The 23,659-nt window shown below is 43.4% G+C and carries 13 protein-coding genes and 1 pseudogene; 13 read left to right on the top strand and 1 reads right to left on the bottom strand.

Translation table 11 applies throughout. The features are described from left to right. The first annotated feature begins 11 nt into the window (after window positions 1-11). The 13 genes from alaS to ACGHVY_RS19190 all read left to right on the top strand — a co-directional run bounded on the left by alaS (window position 12) and on the right by ACGHVY_RS19190 (window position 23,328). Window positions 12-2,630: an alanine--tRNA ligase gene (gene alaS / locus ACGHVY_RS19250; protein WP_390600758.1), complete on the top strand. Its 2,619-nt coding sequence runs from the start codon at window positions 12-14 to the stop codon at window positions 2,628-2,630. A gap of 315 nt (window positions 2,631-2,945) precedes the next feature. Beyond that, complete coding sequence (locus ACGHVY_RS19245; protein ID WP_390600988.1) at window positions 2,946-5,183, top strand: GH92 family glycosyl hydrolase; 2,238 nt, start codon at window positions 2,946-2,948, stop codon at window positions 5,181-5,183. A 27-nt stretch (window positions 5,184-5,210) separates the two neighbouring features. After that, window positions 5,211-5,768: an RNA polymerase sigma-70 factor gene (locus ACGHVY_RS19240; protein WP_390600755.1), complete on the top strand. Its 558-nt coding sequence runs from the start codon at window positions 5,211-5,213 to the stop codon at window positions 5,766-5,768. A 34-nt stretch (window positions 5,769-5,802) separates the two neighbouring features. Beyond that, on the top strand, window positions 5,803-6,810 hold the full coding sequence (locus ACGHVY_RS19235) for a FecR domain-containing protein (protein ID WP_308745617.1): 1,008 nt from the start codon (window positions 5,803-5,805) through the stop codon (window positions 6,808-6,810). Between the two features lie 38 nt (window positions 6,811-6,848). Continuing rightward, on the top strand, window positions 6,849-9,122 hold the full coding sequence (locus ACGHVY_RS19230; RefSeq protein ID WP_390600752.1) for a GH92 family glycosyl hydrolase: 2,274 nt from the start codon (window positions 6,849-6,851) through the stop codon (window positions 9,120-9,122). A 4-nt stretch (window positions 9,123-9,126) separates the two neighbouring features. Then, window positions 9,127-11,397 carry a GH92 family glycosyl hydrolase gene (locus tag ACGHVY_RS19225; RefSeq protein WP_390600750.1) on the top strand — a complete coding sequence of 757 codons (2,271 nt, stop codon included), beginning with the start codon at window positions 9,127-9,129 and terminating at the stop codon, window positions 11,395-11,397. 299 nt (window positions 11,398-11,696) lie between these two features. Next, window positions 11,697-12,497, top strand: a complete 801-nt coding sequence (locus tag ACGHVY_RS19220) for a Fic family protein (protein ID WP_308745614.1) — start codon at window positions 11,697-11,699, stop codon at window positions 12,495-12,497. Between the two features lie 399 nt (window positions 12,498-12,896). Further along, entirely contained in the window at window positions 12,897-16,289 is a 3,393-nt protein-coding gene (locus ACGHVY_RS19215; protein WP_390600747.1) for a TonB-dependent receptor, read from the top strand. Window positions 16,290-16,302: 13 nt separating this feature from the next. Continuing rightward, window positions 16,303-17,892, top strand: a complete 1,590-nt coding sequence (locus ACGHVY_RS19210; protein WP_308747157.1) for a RagB/SusD family nutrient uptake outer membrane protein — start codon at window positions 16,303-16,305, stop codon at window positions 17,890-17,892. Between the two features lie 148 nt (window positions 17,893-18,040). After that, window positions 18,041-19,144, top strand: a complete 1,104-nt coding sequence (locus tag ACGHVY_RS19205) for a glycoside hydrolase family 18 (protein ID WP_390600744.1) — start codon at window positions 18,041-18,043, stop codon at window positions 19,142-19,144. Window positions 19,145-19,154: 10 nt separating this feature from the next. Continuing rightward, window positions 19,155-20,327, top strand: a complete 1,173-nt coding sequence (locus tag ACGHVY_RS19200) for a DUF1735 and LamG domain-containing protein (protein WP_390600742.1) — start codon at window positions 19,155-19,157, stop codon at window positions 20,325-20,327. Window positions 20,328-20,369: 42 nt separating this feature from the next. Further along, window positions 20,370-21,797 (top strand): BT_3987 domain-containing protein, encoded by a 1,428-nt coding sequence (locus ACGHVY_RS19195; RefSeq protein WP_390600739.1) that lies wholly within the window; start codon window positions 20,370-20,372, stop codon window positions 21,795-21,797. Window positions 21,798-21,921: 124 nt separating this feature from the next. Beyond that, a complete protein-coding gene (locus ACGHVY_RS19190; RefSeq protein WP_390600736.1) occupies window positions 21,922-23,328 on the top strand; it encodes a BACON domain-containing protein in 1,407 nt (468 codons plus the stop codon). A 137-nt stretch (window positions 23,329-23,465) separates the two neighbouring features. On the opposite strand, the pseudogene ACGHVY_RS19185 reads toward ACGHVY_RS19190, so the two are convergent. Continuing rightward, a pseudogene (locus tag ACGHVY_RS19185) lies at window positions 23,466-23,642 on the bottom strand (ATPase); the annotation flags it as partial. Window positions 23,643-23,659: the final 17 nt, after the last annotated feature.

The raw sequence follows: 23,659 nt of genomic DNA, 5'->3' as shown, positions 1-23,659 counted from the left end.
ATATAGAAGATATGTTGACTGCAAAAGAAATCAGAGATTCATTCAAGAATTTCTTCGAGTCGAAAGGACACCACATCGTTCCGTCGGCTCCTATGGTGATAAAAGACGACCCTACCCTGATGTTTACCAACGCGGGTATGAACCAGTTTAAAGATATTATTTTGGGAAACCACCCGGCGAAATACCAGAGAGTCGCGGACTCTCAGAAATGTCTGCGCGTAAGCGGAAAGCACAACGATCTGGAAGAAGTAGGACACGATACGTACCACCACACCATGTTCGAGATGCTCGGCAACTGGTCGTTCGGCGATTACTTCAAAAAAGAAGCTATCGGCTGGGCGTGGGAATATCTGGTAGACGTGCTGAAACTGAATCCGGAACACCTCTATGCCACCGTATTCGAAGGAAGCCCCGAAGAAGGACTGGGCCGCGACGACGAAGCCGCTTCTTACTGGGAACAATTCCTGCCGAAAGACCATATCATCAACGGTAACAAGCACGATAACTTCTGGGAAATGGGTGATACAGGCCCCTGCGGACCATGTTCCGAAATCCATATCGACCTTCGCCCGGCAGAAGAACGTGCCAAAATCTCCGGTCGCGACCTCGTAAACCACGACCATCCGCAAGTGATTGAAATCTGGAACCTCGTGTTCATGCAATATAACCGTAAGGCAGACGGCAGTCTCGAACCGCTTCCGGCTAAAGTTATCGACACCGGCATGGGATTCGAACGTCTCTGCATGGCATTGCAAGGCAAGACTTCCAACTACGATACAGATGTATTCCAGCCGATGCTGAAAGCTATCGCAGCCATGTCGAATACAGAATACGGAAAAGACAAACAGCAAGACATCGCCATGCGCGTGATTGCCGACCATATCCGTACGATTGCTTTCTCTATCACAGACGGTCAGTTGCCGTCCAATGCCAAGGCCGGTTATGTAATCCGCCGTATCCTTCGCCGTGCTGTCCGTTACGGATACACGTTCCTCGGACAGAAGCAGGCATTCATGTACAAGTTGCTGCCCGTACTCATCGACAACATGGGAGACGCTTATCCTGAATTGATTGCACAAAAGACACTGATCGAAAAGGTAATCAAGGAAGAAGAAGAATCATTCCTGCGTACACTGGAGACAGGTATCCGCTTGCTCGACAAGACCATGGAAGATACGAAAGCGGCAGGAAAAACAGAAATCAGCGGTAAAGACGCCTTTACCTTATATGATACGTTCGGCTTCCCGCTCGACCTGACAGAGTTGATTCTCCGCGAAAACGGAATGACCGTCAACATCGAAGAGTTCAACGAAGAGATGCAGCAACAGAAACAACGCGCCCGCAACGCTGCCGCCATCGAAACCGGTGACTGGATTACGCTGAAAGAAGGAACGACTGAATTTGTCGGTTACGACTATACCGAATACGAAGCTTCCATCCTTCGCTATCGCCAAATCAGACAGAAGAACCAGACATTGTATCAGATTGTACTTGACTACACTCCGTTCTATGCGGAAAGTGGCGGCCAGGTAGGTGATACCGGTGTATTGGTAAGCGAGTTCGAGACGATTGAAGTAGTCGACACCAAGAAAGAAAACAACCTTCCGATACATATTACCAAAAAGTTGCCCGAACATCCGGAAGCTCCGATGATGGCTTGTGTAGACACTGACAAACGTGCTGCCTGCGCAGCCAATCACTCGGCCACCCACTTGCTGGACGCTGCCCTGCGCGAAGTCTTGGGTGAGCATATCGAACAGAAAGGTTCGCTGGTGACTCCGGATTCATTACGTTTCGACTTCTCCCACTTCCAGAAAGTGACCGATGAAGAAATCCGTAAAGTGGAACATATCGTTAACGCAAGAATCCGTGCCAACATACCTTTGAAGGAGTACCGCAATATTCCTATCGAAGAAGCCAAGGAGCTGGGAGCTATCGCCCTCTTCGGTGAAAAGTATGGCGACAAGGTACGTGTTATCCAGTTCGGTTCTTCCATCGAATTCTGTGGTGGTACGCACGTAGCTGCAACCGGAAACATCGGTATGGTGAAAATCATGTCGGAAAGCTCCGTTGCTGCCGGTGTCCGCCGTATCGAAGCTTACACAGGAGCACGTGTAGAGGAACTCCTGGACACCGTTCAGGACACACTCAGCGATTTGAAGGCACTCTTCAACAATGCTCCTGATTTAGGTATCGCCATCCGCAAGTACATTGATGAAAACGCAGGATTGAAGAAACAGGTGGAAGACTTCATGAAAGAAAAAGAAGCTGCCCTGAAAGAAAGACTGCTGAAGAATGTACAAGAAGTTCACGGCATCAAAGTTATCAAATTCTGCGCTCCGCTACCGGCAGAAGTAGTGAAAAACATTGCTTTCCAGCTTCGTGGCGAGATTACGGAGAATTTATTCTTCGTAGCCGGAAGTATAGACCACGGCAAGCCGATGCTGACAGTAATGCTGAGCGACAATCTGGTAGCGACAGGTCTGAAAGCCGGCAATCTGGTGAAAGAAGCTGCCAAACTGATTCAAGGCGGTGGCGGCGGTCAGCCACACTTCGCAACTGCCGGTGGCAAGAATGTTGACGGATTGAATGCGGCAGTCGAAAAGGTACTGGAACTTGCAGGAATCTAAGACTAAAACAAGAAGATAAAGATTAATAAAGATAGGAGCTGTTCTTCCCAACAGCTCCTATTTTTTTAGGCACGGATTCCGCCACCGGGGAACACACCGTCCGGCACCGGGGAAGGCCCCCTTCGGCACCGAGGAAGGACGTGTCCGGCACCGGGGAACAAAAACACAACAACAGCGCCCCATCTTCCTCATTAAAAAAATATTAAGTCCATACAGTAGGCTTGTCACAGTTTTTTTCTACCTTTGCAAGCAGATTAATTATTTTTCTTATCCTTCAAATAAATAAAATAAGTAATCACTAATACCGGAAGAATGATGAAAACATCCACTTATCTATGCCTGCTGTTAACCTGCATGCTAATTTCTTGTACTCCTACACAAGATAAACACGAAACAGATTACACATCTTATGTAAATCCATTTATCGGAACCGACTTCACCGGAAACACCTACCCGGGCGCCCAAGCTCCTTTCGGCATGGTACAACTCAGTCCCGACAACGGACTCCCCGGATGGGACCGTATCTCCGGCTATTTCTATCCGGACAGCACGATTGCCGGATTCAGCCACACGCACCTCTCCGGCACCGGAGCAGGAGACTTATACGACATCTCCTTTATGCCCGTCACCCTGCCTTATAAAGAAGCCGAAGCTCCGCTGGGCATCCACTCCAAATTCTCCCATGAGGACGAGAGTGCCTATGCAGGCTACTATCAAGTGCGCCTGAAAGACTACAACATCAACGTCGAACTGACCGCAACCGAACGCTGCGGCATCCAGCGTTACACCTTCCCCGAAGCCCAATCAGCCATCTTCTTAAACCTGAAGAAAGCCATGAACTGGGATTTCACCAACGACTCACATATCGAAGTGATAGACTCCGTCACCATCCAGGGATACCGCTTCTCCGACGGTTGGGCACGCGACCAGCACATCTATTTCCGCACCCGCTTCTCCCGTCCTTTTGAGAAAATGGAACTGGACACGACAGCCATCATCAAGGAAAACAAGCGCATCGGCACGGCCGTCATCGCCCGCTTCGACTTCAACACCAAGGAAGGCGAACAGATTCTCGTGAACACAGCTATTTCCGGCACAAGCATGGAAGGCGCAGCCAAAAACCTGCAAGCTGAAGTGCCCGAAAACGACTTCGACAAATACCTCGCCGAAACGAAAGCAAACTGGAACCGGCAACTCGGAAAGATTGAAATAAAAGGCGACAACAAGAATGACAAAGTAAACTTCTACACCGCCCTCTATCATTCAATGATTGCCCCCACCATTTACAGTGATGTAGACGGAGCCTACTACGGCCCCGACAAAAAGCTACACCAATCCGACGGGTGGGTAAATTACAGCACTTTCTCCCTGTGGGATACCTACCGTGCCGCCCATCCCCTCTTCACCTACACCGAACCGGAACGTGTCAACGACATGGTGAAATCCTTCATCGCCTTCTACGAACAGAACGGACGCCTGCCCGTGTGGAACTTCTACGGAAGCGAGACAGACATGATGATTGGTTACCATGCCGTCCCTGTCATCGTAGACGCCTACCTGAAAGGCATCGGCGACTTTGACGCGGAAAAAGCATTGAACGCCTGTGTAGCAACCGCCAACCTCGACAACTACCGCGGCATCGGGCTCTACAAAGAACTGGGATACATCCCCTACAACGTGACCGACAACTACAACGCCGAAAACTGGTCGTTATCCAAGACATTGGAATATGCCTTCGACGATTACTGCATCGCCGAAATGGCAAAGAAGATGGGCAAGCAGGACATCGCCGACACGTTCTACAAACGTTCGCAGAACTACAAGAACGTCTACAATCCCGCCACCTCCTTCATGCAGCCACGCGATGACAAGGGAGCCTTTATCAAAGACTTCAAAGCCGACGACTACACCCCGCACATCTGCGAAAGCAACGGATGGCAATATTTCTGGTCGGTACAACACGACGTTGACGGACTGATAGACCTTGTAGGCGGTAAAAATAGATTTGCCGAAAAACTGGACAGCATGTTCACCTACCATCCGGCAGCAGATGCCGAACTTCCCCTCTTCAGCACGGGAATGATAGGCCAGTACGCGCATGGCAACGAACCGAGCCATCACGTCATCTACCTGTTCAACTCGATAGGCTTCAGTGACCGCACTCAATACTACGTATCCAAAGTAATGAACGAACTCTACAAGAACGAGCCTGCCGGTCTTTGCGGCAACGAAGACTGCGGACAAATGTCGGCATGGTACGTTTTCAGCGCTATGGGATTCTACCCCGTAAACCCCGTCAGCGGAAAGTATGAAATAGGTACTCCCCTCTTCCCGGAAATGCAGTTGCACCTGGCAAACGGCAAGACTTTCACCGTACTTGCCCCCAATGTGAGCAAGAAGAATATTTACATACAATCTATCAAAGTAAACGGACAACCCTACGACAAAACGTACCTCACTCATGAGCAAATCATGAGCGGAGCCACCGTCGAGTTCGAAATGGGCGCGGCTCCCAAAGCAATCGGAGTCATCTTCGAAGAAAAGAATCCTTAAAATAACCCAAACAAAACTATTGAAAGAATGAATGAAAACTTCGATGTAACCTATCAGACGTTATTCCGCAGGTACTACCCCAGCCTCATCTTCTATTCCACCCGCCTGGTGGGAGACGAAGAAGCTGAAGATGTGGTGCAGGATGTGTTTGTAGAACTATGGAGACGGAAAGACTACATAGAGATAGGCGACCAGATTCAGGCTTTCCTCTATCGTGCCGTCTATACCCGTGCCCTCAATGTATTGAAGCACCGGAACGTGGAAGACGGTTACTGTGCCGCCATGGAGGAAATCAACCAAAGGCGTGCCGAGTTTTACCAGCCGGACAACAACGAAGTGATCCGCCGGATTGAAGACAGAGAGCTCCGTAAAGAAATCCACGATGCGATTAACGAACTGCCGGACAAATGCAGGGAAGTTTTCAAGCTCAGCTATCTGCACGACATGAAAAACAAGGAGATAGCCGATGCTCTCGGAGTTTCGCTCCGCACAGTAGAGGCACATATGTACAAGGCTTTGAAGTACTTGCGCGGTCGTCTCAATCCGCTTTGGATGATTCTTTTCTTATTTTTATGTCGACAATGATAAGTGTTTTTGCGTTCTGAATTGTATTATTAATATGAAGGAAAAGAAAATGAGTAATCTGAGTGAAGATATAATCAACAAATATCTGACAGGACAATGTTCGGAAGAGGAGCTCGTCGAAGTAAATACTTGGATGAAAGAATCGGAAGAAAATGCCCGTCAGTTATTCCGCATGGAAGAGGTTTATCATTTGGGTAAATTCAACCAATATGCCGACGGGCAACGGATGGCACGTGCGGAAAAACAGCTTTACAAGAAGCTGGACGAAGAGAAAGGAAAACAAAAAAAGATACTGCGTATGCATCGCTGGATGAGATACGCGGCTGCTGTTGCCGTGATGCTGGTCATCGGTGGCGGAGCCGGATACTGGTTCTATCAGAACGGAACCGACCAGCAGGTGATGGTTGCCGTCGCCAACGAAGGTATCGTGAAAGAAGTTGTCCTGCCGGACGGCACCAAAGTATGGCTGAACAACTCGGCAACATTAAAATATCCGCGTGAGTTTTCCGAGAAGGAACGTAACGTATACTTGGAAGGGGAAGCCTACTTCGAAGTCACCAAAAACCGCCACAAGCCGTTCACCGTACAGAGTGATGCCATGCGTGTGCGTGTATTGGGAACAACGTTCAACTTCAAATGCGACAAACGTTGCCGGATAGCGGAAGCGACACTGATTGAAGGCGAAATCGAAGTGAAGGGCAACAAGGAAGAAGGGCAAATCATCCTCGCCCCCGGACAGCGTGCGGAACTGAACAAGAACAACGGACGGCTGACTGTGAAACAAGTGGACGCCAAGATGGACGCCGTATGGCACGACAACCTGATTCCATTCCAGAAAGCCGATATCTTCACCATCACCAAAGCATTGGAACGCTTCTACGAAGTGAAGATTATCCTGTCTCCCGACATCCGGCCGGACAAGACCTACTCCGGTGTACTGAAACGGAAATCGAATATCGAATCCGTACTGAAATCATTGCAGAACTCTATACCTATTGATTACAAAATTGTCGGAAACAACATCTTTATTTCTCCCAAATAAGAGAGACGGTTCCGATGAAACTAAAAGCTATTAATACCATGAAATTGAAAACATTCCTAATAGTAGGATGTTTAGGAGGATTATTCACACTTAGCTCCTGCACAGCCCCCACTAGCGTAAAAGACTACAGTGCTTATGTCAATCCCTTTATCGGGACAGGCGGACATGGACACACGTTTCCCGGAGCAGTAGTTCCCCACGGCATGATTCAGCCCAGTCCGGACACACGGATTGACGGATGGGATGCTTGTTCGGGGTATTATTATGCAGACTCCACCATCAATGGTTTCTCTCATACACACGTCAGCGGTACAGGCTGCTGCGACTACGGAGATGTGCTGCTCATGCCCACCGTCGGCAAACAGAACTATCTGACCACCGACCCTCAAAGCCAGACACTGACCTATGCCTCTGCCTTCTCACACGAGAATGAAACGGCAGAACCGGGTTATTATTCCGTATTTCTGGACACTTATCAGGTAAAAGCTGAAATATCAGCCACCAGCCGCGGTGCTATCCACCGCTACACTTTCCCCGAAAGCACCGAATCCGGTTTTATCATCGATCTGGATTACAGCCTGCAACGTCAGACTAATTCGGAAATGGAAATCGAAGTGATTAGCGACACGGAAATCTGCGGACACAAGAAAACTACTTATTGGGCGTTCGACCAGTACATTAACTTCTACGCCAAGTTCTCCAAACCGTTCTCTTACACACTCGTCACCGATTCCGTCACTATGGACAACGGCAAGCGGCTTCCCGTCTGCAAAGCGTTATTGCATTTCAACACGAAGAAAGACGAACAGGTGTTTGTGAAAGTCGGTGTTTCCGCTGTCGACGTAGCAGGCGCACGCAAGAATGTGGAATCAGAAATCCCCGCATGGGACTTCGATAAGGTACGCGAAGATGCACGTACTGCCTGGAACCAATATTTGTCGAAGATAGACATTACTACTTCCGATAAGGAAGATAAGACCATCTTCTACTCCGCCCTCTATCATACGGGTATCAGTCCGAACCTGTTCACCGATGCCGACGGACGTTATTTAGGGATGGATCTCGAAGTGCATCAGGGAGACACTGTCAACCCTATATATACTGTATTCTCACTGTGGGACACTTTTCGCGCATTGCACCCGTTGATGACAATCATCGATCCCGATTTGAACAATCAATTCATCAACTCGCTGATAAAGAAGCATCAAGAAGGCGGAATATATCCGATGTGGGATTTAGCCTCCAACTATACCGGCACGATGATTGGTTATCATGCTGTCCCCGTCATTGTGGATGCTTATATGAAAGGTTACCGTAATTTTGACGCGAAAGAAGCGTACAAAGCCTGCCTGCGTGCAGCCGAATATGATACTACCGGCATCAAATGCCCGGATTTGGTATTGCCGCATCTCATGCCGAAAGCCAAGTATTACAAGAATGCCATCGGCTATATTCCCTGTGACCGTGAAAACGAATCGGTAGCCAAGGCGCTGGAATATGCGTACGATGACTGGTGTATCTCCATCTTTGCGGAAGCAATGAACGACTTTGAATCCAAAGCCAAATACGAGCGTTTTGCCAAAGCATACGAATTCTACTTCGACAAGTCGACCCGCTTCATGCGCGGACTTGATTCGAAAGGCGAATGGCGCACACCGTTCAACCCGCGTGCATCAACTCACCGCAACGATGATTATTGCGAAGGAACAGCGTGGCAGTGGACTTGGTTTGTGCCGCATGATGTAGAGGGATTAGTCAATCTGATGGGTGGCGAGGACGCATTTGTACAGAAACTCGATTCTCTGTTCACTGTCGATTCATCGCTCGAAGGCGAAACGACCTCATCGGACATCAGCGGTCTTATCGGACAATATGCGCATGGCAACGAGCCCAGCCATCATGTTATTCATTTGTATAACTACGTAAACCGCCCGTGGAGAACTCAGGAATTGGTGGACAGTGTTTACCGGAGCCAATACGCCAACAGCGTAGACGGGTTGTCGGGTAACGAGGACTGCGGTCAGATGTCTGCATGGTACGTCCTCAATTCTATGGGATTCTATCAGGTATGTCCGGGCAAACCGGTGTATTCCATTGGCCGCCCCGCTTTCGATAAAGCGGTAATCAACCTACCCGGTGGTAAGAAATTCAGTATTATCGTAAAGAACAATACGAAAAAGAATAAATATATCGAAAGCATGACGCTGAACGGTAAACCGCTGAATACTCCATTCTTCAACCATCAGGATATCGTGAACGGCGGAACGATGGAAATCAAGATGACTAACAAGCCTAATTATCAAAACACATAATGCCATGAAAAGACTATTACTAATAGCTTGTGTACTCAGTTGCACAGTCTTTGCCAAAGCCAAAGACTGGACACAGTATGTCAACCCGCTGATGGGTTCCCAGTCTACTTTCGAGTTATCAACAGGGAATACGTATCCCGCCATCGCCCGTCCCTGGGGAATGAACTTCTGGACTCCGCAGACCGGAAAAATGGGAGACGGATGGCAATACACCTATACCGCCAATAAGATTCGCGGTTTCAAGCAGACTCATCAACCCAGTCCGTGGATTAACGATTACGGACAGTTCTCTATCATGCCGATAGTAGGCAAGCCTGTGTTTGACGAGGAAAAGCGTGCCAGTTGGTTTGCGCATAAAGGCGAGACTGCCACTCCTTATTATTATAAAGTATATCTTGCGGAGCATGATGTAGTGACAGAAATGGTTCCGACGGAACGTGCCGTTCTTTTCCGCTTCACTTTCCCCGAAAACGACCATTCTTATGTCGTGGTGGATGCTTTCGACAAAGGTTCGTATATCAAAGTGATTCCGGAAGAAAATAAGATTATCGGCTATACCACCCGCAACAGCGGCGGAGTTCCCGAAAACTTCAAGAATTACTTCATCATTGAGTTCGACAAGCCTTTCACTTACAAAGCTACGGTAGCCAACGGTAATCTGCAAGAGAACGTTGCCGAACAGACAACCGACCATGCCGGAGCTATCATCGGCTTCCGGACACACAAAGGCGAACAGGTACATGCCCGAATCGCTTCTTCTTTCATCAGCTTCGAGCAAGCGGCTGTCAATATGAAAGAACTGGGTAAAGATAATATCGAGCAACTGGCTAAGAAAGGAAAAGAAGCCTGGAATCAGGAATTAGGCAAGATAGAAGTAGAAGGTGGCAATCTCGACCAATACCGTACATTCTATTCCTGTCTGTATCGTTCGTTGCTTTTCCCACGCAAGTTCTACGAACTGGATGCTGCGGGACAACCGATTCATTATAGTCCTTACAACGGCCAGGTTCTGCCGGGATATATGTACACCGACACCGGTTTCTGGGACACTTTCCGTTGCCTGTTCCCATTGTTGAACCTGATGTACCCATCGGTCAACAAGGAAATGCAGGAAGGGCTCATCAATACGTATAAAGAAAGCGGATTCTTCCCCGAATGGGCAAGTCCGGGTCACAGAGGTTGCATGGTCGGCAATAATTCCGCTTCTATCCTCGTAGATGCCTACATGAAAGGCGTAAAAGTGGATGACGTAAAAACACTATATGAAGGATTGCTTCACGGAACGGAAAATGTACACCCCGAAGTTTCTTCCACAGGACGTCTGGGATACGAATACTACAACAAACTGGGTTATGTCCCTTACGATGTGAAAATCAACGAGAATGCAGCCCGTACACTGGAATATGCATACAACGACTGGTGTATCTACAAACTCGCCAAAGAACTGAAACGTCCGAAGAAAGAGATTAACCTCTTCGCCAAACGTGCCATGAACTACAAAAATCTTTTCGACAAAGAGTCCAAACTTATGCGCGGACGCAATGAGGACGGTACATTCCAGTCTCCATTCTCTCCATTGAAATGGGGAGATGCCTTCACGGAAGGAAATAGCTGGCACTACACTTGGTCTGTATTCCACGATCCTCAGGGCCTTATCGACCTGATGGGCGGAAAAGAGATGTTTATCACCATGATGGACTCCGTATTTGCCGTGCCGCCTGTCTTTGACGACAGTTACTACGGACAGGTGATTCACGAAATACGTGAAATGACTGTTATGAACATGGGGAACTATGCACATGGCAACCAGCCTATCCAGCACATGATTTACTTGTATGACTATGCCGGTCAGCCCTGGAAAGCCCAATATTGGCTGCGCCAGGTTATGGACAGAATGTACACTCCGGGACCGGATGGTTATTGCGGCGACGAGGACAACGGGCAGACTTCCGCCTGGTATGTATTCTCGGCACTGGGATTCTACCCTGTTTGCCCGGGAACGGACGAATATATCATAGGTGCTCCGCTATTCAAGAAAGCTACGCTTCATTTTGAGAATGGCAACAGCTTGGTAATTGATGCTCCGAACAACAGCAAGAAGAATTTCTATGTCAACTCGCTGAATGTTAATGGTACTGATTACACCAAGAATTATCTCCGTCACGAAGACTTATTCAAAGGTGGCACTATCAAAGTGGATATGGGTAACCAACCGAATAAGAACAGAGGAACGAAAGAAGAGGATATGCCTTATTCTTTCTCTAAAGAGCAATAATCCTTACTCGAATATTTTCTCATCGTGATAAGAACATTTTCTCACGGTGATAAGAATTAATACTCATCCCTATGAGAATATTTTCTCATCGCGATGAGTATTTTTTCTCATTACAGTGAGAATTGTTTGAGAATATAATAAGGTATATTATACTATGTATTAACTAAATAGCTATACGGTTTAGTTCATTTCGCGTACGGGAATGAAATTATTTTTTGTTGCAGTTCCCCTGATATCTTCCTGTCAGCATCTTTTTCCTCTATAATTTGTTTATATTTGCAGAGCTAATCTATAACAATATGTCCATACAACCATTACTAGAGCAATTTAATGAATTGAAACTGAAAGAGGCTGTGAATTTCGAGCTAATGAATGAAATATTCATTTCCCACCACTCCACAGCAATAGAAGGCTCTTCACTCACCGAAGAAGAAAGCCGCCTATTGATTGTAGACGGTATCACCGCCAAGGGAAAACCGCTGTATGATCATAATATGGTAAAGGACCATTTCGAAGCTTTGCGTTTTATAGTGGAAGAAGCTAGAAAGAAACGTGAAATTACTCCTGTTTTTATACAGGAAATTTCAGCTCACGTGATGCGTACTACAGGAACTATAATTCATTCCAGTGCAGGAGATTATGATTCTTCCAAAGGAGATTGGCGCAAATCTTCCGTGCATGTAGGTGACCGTTATTTCGTAAACTATCAGAAAATAGAGCGTGAAGTAACCCGTCTATGTGAAATACTAAATCAGCGTATCAAACAAGTTCAGACACCCGACTCTATCTATCAGTTAGCTTTCGACGCCCATTTTTATCTAGTCAGCATCCATCCGTTTGCCGATGGAAACGGGAGAACTTCACGCTTATTGATGAACTACATTCTCTCTTATCATCAACTCCCTCTAGCTACTATATTCAAAGAGGATAAACTGGAATATTATCAGGCATTGGAAGCATCCCGTCCTCAAGATGATGAAGAACCAGACTTACGTCCTATCCACGATTTTATGTTTGCTCAACAAATGAAGTATCTTTCAATGGAGATTAAGAAATATAAGCAGGCGGAGAAGAGAGGGGGAATGAGATTTATATTCTAAGCAGATATAATGAAGGTCCTCTCCAGATCTGTCCAGCCCTCACATGAAAAACATATCATCCCCCATGTCAGCAATATTACTGCAAACCAACTGTTTTTTACTGTTCTTCTCATATTTGTTATCGTTTAAAGATTTTAATCACATTATTTTGCATAAGTTCCCTAAAGACTTGGTAACTAAAATTATCCATAAGTGACAGATGTTATACGAGAAGACAGAATATACGGTTTAACTTAATACATATCACTGTCATGAACTAAAGATTTTTGAGTTTTTCCGAAAAAAATTATAAATTCAACTAAGTGTTTATTAAATTAGTGTTGTTTTATTAGCAAAGGGAAGGAAAGTCGACACCTTTCCTTGGAGTTCAATAAAATGTATAACCATTAAATAAAATGTATGGAAAGCAAACATTCGCTTCAAAAGTCGAAGCTATTTCGAGCTTTATTGATTCTTTTGTTGATAGCAGTTCCTGTACAATGGGCTGCGGCACAGTTGACCTTATCGACTCCTCGTACAACTTTAGGGAGTGTGATTAAACAAATTCAGGCACAATCAAAGTATCAATTCTTTTACAATGACAAATTATCAACTATTGTCGTTGAACCTCTAAAGGTAAAAGATGCCTCTTTAGAGCAAGTTTTAAACACACTTCTGAAAAATAAAGATATCTCTTATAAAATAGAAGAGAATATTATTTATCTGTCGGAAAAAGGGGGCCCTGATCCAACACAACAATCAACCGGGAAAGAGCGTACTATTACCGGACAAGTCTTGGATGCTAAAGGAGAACCCTTGATTGGTGTCAGTATCTTGATTAAAGGGACAACGGATGGTGCAATAACAGATTTAAATGGGAATTACAAAGTCGTTACCAAGAGTCTTAATCCTATCCTTGTTTATTCTTATATAGGTTATAAGACACAAGAAATTCCATTAAAAGGACAGATAGCCATAAATATTACGATGTTGGATGATACACAAGTAATAGACGAAGTCGTTGTTACAGCATTGGGTATCAAGCGTTCGGAGAAAGCTTTAAGTTATAACGTACAACAAGTTAATACAAATGAAATTACATCTAACAAAGATGCAAATTTTGTCAATTCTTTAAGTGGAAAAGTAGCAGGTGTCAATATCAATGCCTCTTCATCAGGTGTTGGTGGTGTTTCAAAAGTAGTGATGCGTGGTACAAAATCAATTATGCAATCTTCTAATGCATTGTACGTAATAGATGGTGTACCCATTTTCTCAGGACGTTCAACAAAAAGTGGAGGTACGGAATTTGACTCACGTGGCGCCAGTGAGCCTATCGCCGATATCAATCCGGAAGATATTGAATCAATGTCAGTCTTGACTGGTGCTGCCGCAGCAGCTTTGTACGGTTCGGAAGCTGCTAATGGCGCAATTGTAATCACGACTAAAAAAGGAAAAGAAGGAAAGGTTAATATTACAGTCAATTCAAACACTGAATTGACATCTCCTTTTATTATGCCACGTTTTCAGACCCGTTATGGAACAGGTATGGAAGGTGTTCAGAATGTTTCCGGGGCACGTAGCTGGGGTCGTAAACTAACAGAAACCAACTATTTTGGCTATAATCCTCAAGATGACTATTTCCAAACAGGTGTTATTGCTACAGAAAGCGTCTCATTTTCTACCGGAACAGAGAAAAATCAGACATATGCTTCAGCAGCAGCCGTAAATTCAAAAGGTATTGTTCCTAATAACAAGTACAATCGTTATAACTTTACAGTCCGAAATACAACATCTTTTTTAGATGATAAAATGACATTGGATTTCGGAGCAAGTTATATTCTACAAAATGATAGAAATATGACGAACCAAGGTACGTATAATAACCCGTTAGTAGGAGCTTATTTATTTCCGCGTGGCAATGACTGGGAAGATATTAGTATGTACGAACGTTACGACCCGGCTCGCAAAATTTATACTCAATATTGGCCCGTTGGTGATGAAGCCATGACTATGCAAAATCCATATTGGGTAAATTATCGCAATCTGCGTGAGAACAAAAAAGATCGTTATATGCTGAATGCTAATTTAAGTTATCAGATATTAGATTGGTTGAGCGTTTCCGGTCGCGTTCGTTTGGATAATTCTAATAATGATTATACAGAAAAGTTCTATGCTTCCACCAATACTCAATTGACGGAAAAGTCGTCTCGCGGCTTATACGGAATTACGCGAACAAATGATAAGCAGTTGTACGCAGACTTCCTTGTGAATATTAATAAAATGTTTGGTGAAATCATTTCATTGCAGGCAAACGTTGGTGGTTCTTTCTCCGATATACGTTCTGATGCAATGAAAGTACGTGGTCCGATTGCTGATGGTACCGATTCATTTAAAGGTGAAACTGTAGGCTTAACCAACTTCTTTGCTATACAAAATTTAAGTCCTAGCAAAACAGAACGTATGCAAGAGGGATGGAGAGAGCAGACTCAATCTATATTTGCTTCTGCCGAATTAGGATATAAAAGTACCTACTATATAACTTTAACAGGACGTAATGACTGGCCCTCACAGTTAGCTGGACCAAATTCGAAAAGCAAATCTTTTTTCTACCCGTCAGTCGGTGCTTCTGTGGTTCTTTCTGAACTGATGCCAAAGTTGAATAAAGATTATCTGTCTTATATGAAACTACGTGGTTCCTGGGCATCTGTAGGTAGTGCTTTCGGAAGATATTTGGCCAATCCTCGTTATGAATGGACTGCTAACTCAGCTCAATGGAGTATCATGACCCAATATCCTTTATATAATTTGAAACCAGAACGAACTCAATCATTTGAGGTCGGATTAACCATGCGCTTCTTGAAGAATTTTGATTTAGACATTACATATTATAATGCTAAAACAATGAATCAGACATTTAATCCACAGTTGCCAGTCAGTGGATGGTCAGCTATGTATATTCAAACAGGAGCGGTACGTAATCAAGGTATCGAGCTTTCATTAGGATATAAAAATACATGGAATAAATTCACTTGGGACACCGGATTCACATTTTCTATGAATAGGAATAAAATCTTAACTTTGGCCAGCGACGCTATTAATCCTATCACAGGAGAAAACTTCTCTATTGGCACACTCAACATGGGAGGTTTAGGTGAAGCTCGTTTCTTATTAAAGGAAGGTGGCAGTATGGGCGACTTGTATTCTTTTATTGATTTAAAACGGGATACTAATAATAAAATATACATTGATCAAGCTGGTAAAATGACAACCGAAACAATCAAGGACCCTAAAAAGTATATAAAACTAGGAAGTGTATTACCCAAAGGTAATTTAGCTTGGCGTAATAATTTTAGTTGGAATAATTTTAATGCAGGTTTCCTTGTTTCTGCACGTTTGGGAGGAGTTGTATTTTCACGAACACAAGCTATGCTTGATTATTACGGTGTTTCTGAGGCAACTGCTGAAGCTAGAGATCATGGATATGTGCTCGTCAACGGCAATGACCGCGTTAATCCGGAAACATGGTATGGAATTATCGGTGGCGGAACTTCAGTTCCACAATATTACACCTATTCTGCAACTAATGTCCGTTTACAAGAAGTATCATTCGGATATACTTTCCCTCGAAAGATGTTGCATAATATTTGCGACATTAAAATATCTATGATTGGGCGTAATCTTTGGATGATCTACAATAAAGCGCCATTCGATCCGGAAAGTATTGCTTCTACAGATAACTTCTATCAAGGAATAGACTACTTTATGATGCCATCTTTACGTAATATAGGATTTAGTCTAAGTTTCAAATTCTAAACAATGCATTAATATGAGAAATAATATAATAAATAAACTGTTTTTGGGGGCATTGACCATATCTTTCATATCTTGCACTAGTCAATATATGGATATAAACTCCAATCCATATCAACCGGGAAGTTTAGCAGCTGATGATTACGCTTTGGGTTCTGCAATGAGCAATTTGGCTGGTTGTGTTGTATCTAGTGATGTTAATACAGCACAGTTTACAGATTGTTTGCTGGGAGGACCATGTGGAGGTTACTTTGCCGACTCCAAGAGTGCATGGGCATTTACAATTTCTAATTTCAATCCGACAGATGACTGGACAAGGGTTTTCTTGAAAAGTGATAAAGTTATCCCGGTTCTATATAGTAACTTGTCAACAGTAAAAAGTGTATCTGAAGCTACTAACAATCCGGTCCCTTATGCCATTGCTGAAATTATAAAAGTAGCGGCAATGAGTCGTGTGACCGATACTTATGGTCCTATACCTTATTCTAAAATTGGAGCAGACGGAAAAATAACCATTCCTTACGATTCTCAAGAGGAAGTTTACAATAAGTTCTTTGAGGAGTTGAATCATGCAATAGAAATCCTGACAGAAAATAGTGGTTCGGCTCTTGTGGCTACTGCAGACCACGTATATGACGGAAATGTACCGAAATGGATTAAGTTTGCCAATTCACTAAAACTACGTTTAGCTATCCGGATTTCCTATGCTAATAAAAAATTAGCTCAAGAGATGGCCGAAAGTGCAGTGAAACATGAATTTGGTGTAATAGAATCCAATGAGGATAATGCTAAATGGAATTATTTCGGTACAATACCTAATCCACTGTATACAGCTGTTCGATATAATGAAGAAACAAGTGGTGGTGACAGCCATGTAGCAGCAGATATTGTTTGCTATATGAATGGTTATGCGGATGCACGTCGTGCTGCTTATTTTGAGAAATCCGGCTGGGAAGACCAAGAATATGTCGGATTGCGCCGAGGCATTAACCTTGAAAAAGTGAAAGATTATTTTATAAACTATTCCAAGATAAAAATCTCAGCTTCCGATCCTATCCTTTGGATGAATGCAGCAGAAGTTGCTTTTCTAAGAGCTGAAGGAAAAGCTATATTCAAGTTTGATATGGGAGGAGAAGCACGTGATTTCTATAATCAAGGAATACGTCTTTCATTTGAACAATGGAGCGCTGGTAACCCTGAAGAATATTTGAATGATGAAAGTAAGATACCAACCACCTATACAGATCCTTCCGGACTCAACTCATACAATTCTCAGCTTTCAACAATTACGATAAAATGGGATGAGTCTTCTACCGATGAGGTGAAACAGGAACGGATCATTACTCAGAAATGGATAGCTAATTGGATGTTAGGAAATGAAGCATGGGCGGATTATCGCCGTACAGGTTATCCTAAATTGATTCCGACTACTGACGAAGGCAACATGAGTGGTGGAACTGTGGATAATAAAAAAGGAGCACGTCGTATGCCTTATCCATCTGCAGAATATATAGATAATACAGTCAATGTACAATATGCTGTTAACAATTATCTGAAGAGAGCAGATAATATGGCTACTGATTTATGGTGGGCATGTAAACCTTAGTGATTAACCTTTAATCATTCAATATTGTATGAATAATATATTTATCAATGTAATATCAGAGATGCAAAATCCAGATTTATACACCAAGTCCTTGCGAAACTTAGTGAAACAAATCCTGTAAATAAAAAATATTTTATACCGTAGTTATATGAAAAAGATATTCAAACATACTCTTCCTGCACTCATCGCATGCCTGATGATGCTGGCTGCCTGTTCGGATTGGACTGAACCGGAAAGTATCACTCTTCGCTACCCTTCCATCCAAGAGCAGAATCCAGCACTATATACCCAATACTTGAAGTCACTCAACGACTTCAAGTCTAGTGAGCATGCTATTGTCATTGTTTCCATGAACAACCTTAGCACGGCCCCTGCCAATCAGAGCCAACACCTCACGGCACTGCCCGATAGCGTAGATTATATCTGCCTGAACAACATCTTCGACGTGAATGAGATGCATATCACTGAAATGGATGAAGCTCGTAAAAAAGGAACAAAAGTATTAGGGCTGATCAACTTTGACGCCATTGAAAGTGCATGGCAAGCCATTCTTGAAAAAGAGGCGGAAGATGCCTCCAACACAGAAACTTCAGAGAAGGAAAACGAACTAGAGAGCGAAAATGAAACACCAGATGAAGATCCGGCTATTGTCAACGCACGGCGTTTCATCGAATACTGTAAAGAAGAAACAGCCCGGCAATTGGATGCCATCAATGCACTGGGAACAGACGGTATAGTGATTAACTTCACCGGCTTCGATCTCAACTCCCTGTTACAGGATGAAGAAAAGACAGCTGCCGAAACAGCACGCCAAGGCGCATTCTTCAACTTATTGACAGAATGGAAAGCCGCCCATGCAGGAAAAGAGATTGTCTTCAAAGGAAGTCCGCAGAACGTCATCGGTAAAGAGATATTGGTAGAAAGCAAGTATATCATTGTCAACGCCCACAGTGCCAAAAATCTCTACGAAATGTCTTATCTCGTACTGATGGCATCCGCCAAAGGCGTACCGACCGACCGCTTTATTATAGGAGTAACCACTCCATATCTCAGCAACATGGGTGACCAATATGGTATGGTGAATGGGAGATCTGCCATCGTTGCCGCTGCCGAATGGACGCTGCAAGAAGTACCCGATTATATAAAAGCCGGAATCTCTGTGGATGGAGTAGAGCAGGATTATTTCAATCCCACAAAAATATACCCCAACGTCAGAGAAGCAATTAATATCCTTAGTCCAACCGCTAAATAAAAAACAAGTTATGAAACTGAATAAATTAATAATGATGATGTTCATCGCTTTCTCCATCACCTTGACCGGATGTCAGAGTAATGAAGACGAACAGCATTACGACAATAAACTTTTCCTTTCCACAACAGCCTTCACTCAGGAAATCCTGTTCAAGGCAGGAGACACCAATATAGTAAAAGGACTTTCGGTGGAAATAGCCAAACCGGAAGCACATGATATCAAAGTAACAATGGCAGCGGCACCGGAATTACTAGATACCTACCGGAGTGCATATTACGATGAGGCAGCCATACTACTTCCCGAAACACATTATGTAATGGAAGAGAACAAAGTGACTATTAAAGCCGGTGCTGTTTCCAGCAACATACTGCCTATCCAATTTATCAACACGGGAGAACTGGATGCAGACTTCACTTATGTATTACCCGTCACCATCCAGTCTGTCGAAGGAATCGAAGTACTGCAAAGCGCTAAAAATTATTACTATGTGTTTCATGGAGCCTCACTTATCAACGTAGTGTGCAATCTAAACGAAAATCGTGCCTACCCAGACTTCAACAATGATGAAAGATTCAATAACATGAAAGAAAATACGCTGGAGCTACTCTTTAAAGCCTCTCAACTCAAAAATGAGATAAGCACACTGATGGGTATCGAAGGCGAGTATCTACTTCGTATCGGCGACGCAGGCGTACCTTCTAACCAGCTTCAACTCGCTACTTCTAACGGGAATCTTACCAACTCCGACTTACAGTTTGACGGCAACAAATGGTATCATGTAGCTGTCACCTTCAAGGAAGGAGAGGCAAAGATATATATTGACGGAATAGAAAAAGCCTCCAAAAAATTCTCAAGATTGAATACAGTCAGCTTAGGAACCAAACATTCGGACGAAAGCGGTGGACAAGCACGCTGTTTCTGGATTGGATATTCTTACAATGAACAACGGTTCTTCAACGGTTCAGTAGCCGAAGTGCGTATTTGGAACCGTGCTCTTACAGCCGAAGAAATTCAAGCTGTCAATCATTTCTATACTGCAGATCCTGCCTCAGAAGGCTTGATAGCATACTGGAAATTTGATGAAGGCGAAGGACAAACAGTGAAAGACCATAGCGCAAGCGGGTATGACTTGACCATCGAGAATCTTCCAAAATGGGAATTCGTTACCTTACCCGAAAAATAACCTGTTACCTCTTTACAAATAATCTTTTAACAGAATATGAATATGATAAACCACATTAAATATGCTTTTCTGCCATTGGCAGTATTTACCGCAGGGCTTTTTACATCCTGTGATGAAGAACTTGAATTTACAGCAGATGAAAGCGCTTATCTTTCTGCTACACAAATCAACGGCATGTTGCTTGATGCAGCCACTAACAAAAACAACTCAATAGTGGAACTGCGCAATGACGAACAATCAACAGATATTGTATTTCGTCTTTCTAAACAACCGAAAACGGGAGTAGATGTAACAATTACCGTAGACGAATCCTACGTAACCACCTACAATGCCATCCACAATACGGATTTCGAAATGTTTCCTGCAGAAAATGTAACAATCACCAACAACGGTGCTTGTCTGCTCGCACCGGATGACACGACAACTCCCGGTCTGAAAGTAACACTTACTGCTTTTGAAGGTATGGAAGAAGATAAAACGTACATCGTCCCATTGACTGCAACTTCACCGACCGAAAGTATCTCATTTTCCGAAATGTCCAAACATATGGTATTGTTAGTACAGGATTGTCGTCATAAAGCCAATCATAACAAAGGAGAAGATGCTGTAAAAACCGTAATTTACTTTGAAGTGAATGATGCAAATCCTCTTAATGCATTAGAATTCAAAACAGCCAGTGGCAAATATTTCTTTGATGACGTAGTTCTTTTTGCAGCCAATATAAACTGGGATGCCAAAAAACAACGAGTATATATATCTAATAACGATAATGTACAATTCCTACTCGACCACAATGATGAGTATCTCCAGCCACTCCGCAAAGCTGGTATGAGGGTTATCATCAGTATCCTGGGAAATCATGATCAAGCAGGCGTAGCCCAACTTTCTGAAATGGGAGCCAAAGAGTTTGCCCGTGAAATAGCCGCTTATTGTCGTGGATATAACTTGGACGGTGTAGCTTTTGACGATGAATATTCGAATGATCCGGTGCTTTCCAATCCTTGGCTGGCGGAGCACTCTGTAGAAGCTGGTTCCCGCTTAATGTATGAATGTAAGAAAGCTATGCCGGAAAAAGTTGTATCATTGTATAGTTTGGGAAGTTTGTATGCCCGAAATCTAAAAATCATTGACGGTGTAGAACCAGGACAATATTGCGACTATTCCGTAGCGGATTACAATAGAACCGAACAACCCGGCATAGGCATGACATTAAAACAATGTGCAGGTATGTCTATTGAACTTTTTCGAGATAGAGGAGATACAAGTACCAGTACCGCACGTTCCAAAAAAAATGCAGGATACGGTTATTATATGTTTTTCTCTCCGAATCCTCCTAAATACATTTCGGACGCAGAAAAAAAAGACCAGCTAAAATATTGCGAGAATGTTTGCTTAGGATTGTATGATGAGAGCCTTATGCGTCCAAGTTATTACTATCCCAAAAACAGTACTGTTCGTACGGCACGCTAATATATTACTCTTTTAACGCTTAAATAAAATACATAAAATGAATCTATTAAAAAGAATATCAATAGTATTGTCAGCAACACTCTTTCTGTGGGGTTGCTCTGATAGCGACGAACCAGTAAATGAAATGAATGACTCGCTTTCATTATCAACGAATGAAATAAAAATAAACGGTCTAGGAGGCGAAGTTGCCGTAACCGTCACAAGTTCGGACGACTGGAGATTAGCAGGCACATACGACTGGGCACACCCATCAGCTACATCAGGAAAAAGTGGAGACCAAGTTACATTCACCATTGATCCCAACTCGTTGGATGAAATCCGCACTGCAACTTTCAAATTCTTCGTTGGTTCTACAGTAGCCCCCCTACAAGTGGAATGTTCCCCTGTATATGCTGTAGACTTACTAACCGAACAAAAAATCGATTTACCCCAAAAGAAAAGTGATGTGTCTATTAAGTTTGAAAGTAATGTTTCCGATCTTACCATTACTTACAGCGATGACAGCAAGGAGTGGCTGACATTAGAAAAACAAAGTGAATTTATCGGTAAAACAACCCTCTTGTTCTCTGTTGCCGAAAACGAGACATACAAGATCCGTTCAGCCGACGTTACTTTGGAAAGTCCGCTTCTTGACGAACCGATAGTAGTAAATATCACACAAGCCTGTGTACCTTACTTTACAATCACCCCGTCAGAGACATCGCAGAAATATGATTTATCGGAACAAACTATTTCCTTCACGATAGAAAGTAATCTTGAGTATACGCCTTCAATTGTAAGTGGCGCAGAATGGATTACTAATCAAACGATTTCCAAGCAACAAACAGATGACAGAGGTATAACAACTAGCACATTATCCTACAAACTTTTGGCTGCTTCAAATGCCAGAGTCGGTTCTGTCCATGTGGAAAACAGTTTGAAAAATGCAGAAATCAGTATCGTCCAAGCAGACCCGAATACACCGGTTGCATCTATTTCAAACAGTGTTATCGCAGAATATGCCGAAACAAGCGGATGGCTAGTGAGATTAGCCGGCAATGAAGGCATAATTACAGAAGCTGGAATGAAGGCAACCGAATTTACTTGTACAAAAACGATAGACAATCTCAACGGATTGGAATACTTCCCCAACCTGACTACCATACAGATAAAAGGTAGCAGTTCTTTACAAAAAGTAGACATATCCAAGTTGCATAAAGTAACGTCACTGACAATTACAAATACTGCCAATATTTATATGAAAGAATTCAATTTTGGAGATAATCCGATCACTTCATTTGATTTATTATCCGCCAGATATTTCGGTTCCGGCTGTGAGGATATAGTGTTTATCAGTGACAACCTCCAAGCAATCAACATGAAAGTACAACGTCCAGGTAGCGATTATGTCGAACGTATTGACCTGACTCAATGTCCGGTATTGCATACTTTCAAATTTAATGGAGAATATGTAGAGACTCTTTACCTAAAACCTGACCAAACTATCCCAAACTTGGAACTTGCTACCGAATACAAAATTGAACGTAAATGATTTAACGAACAGCTTTCAATAGGTATGACTCATTAATAAGTGATTAAAATATCGCCAAGAGAGACATTATAAAAGTCTTTATGAATAGAAAACAGCAATAGTAAAGTCCGAAACTTGATTATTGCTGTTTTCATATTTCAATTACTATGATATTTATACACATACTTCAACCAATACTCAAATGCCGGGTCCTGAATTTCAATTACATTCCCAGAGAGTATATCAATTAAATCTTTCTCCAATGTTGCCTTACGCAAATTTTTGATATTGGCAGATGTCCCCTGTTTATATTTATTCAGCACTTCTATAGAAGACTATGCGACCATAAAAA

The sequence above is a fragment of the Bacteroides sp. f07 genome (assembly GCF_042854785.1).
In the GTDB taxonomy this organism is placed as follows: domain Bacteria; phylum Bacteroidota; class Bacteroidia; order Bacteroidales; family Bacteroidaceae; genus Bacteroides.
Note: the sequence above shows the minus strand (reverse complement) of the source record. Positions and strands in the feature narration are given on the sequence as shown.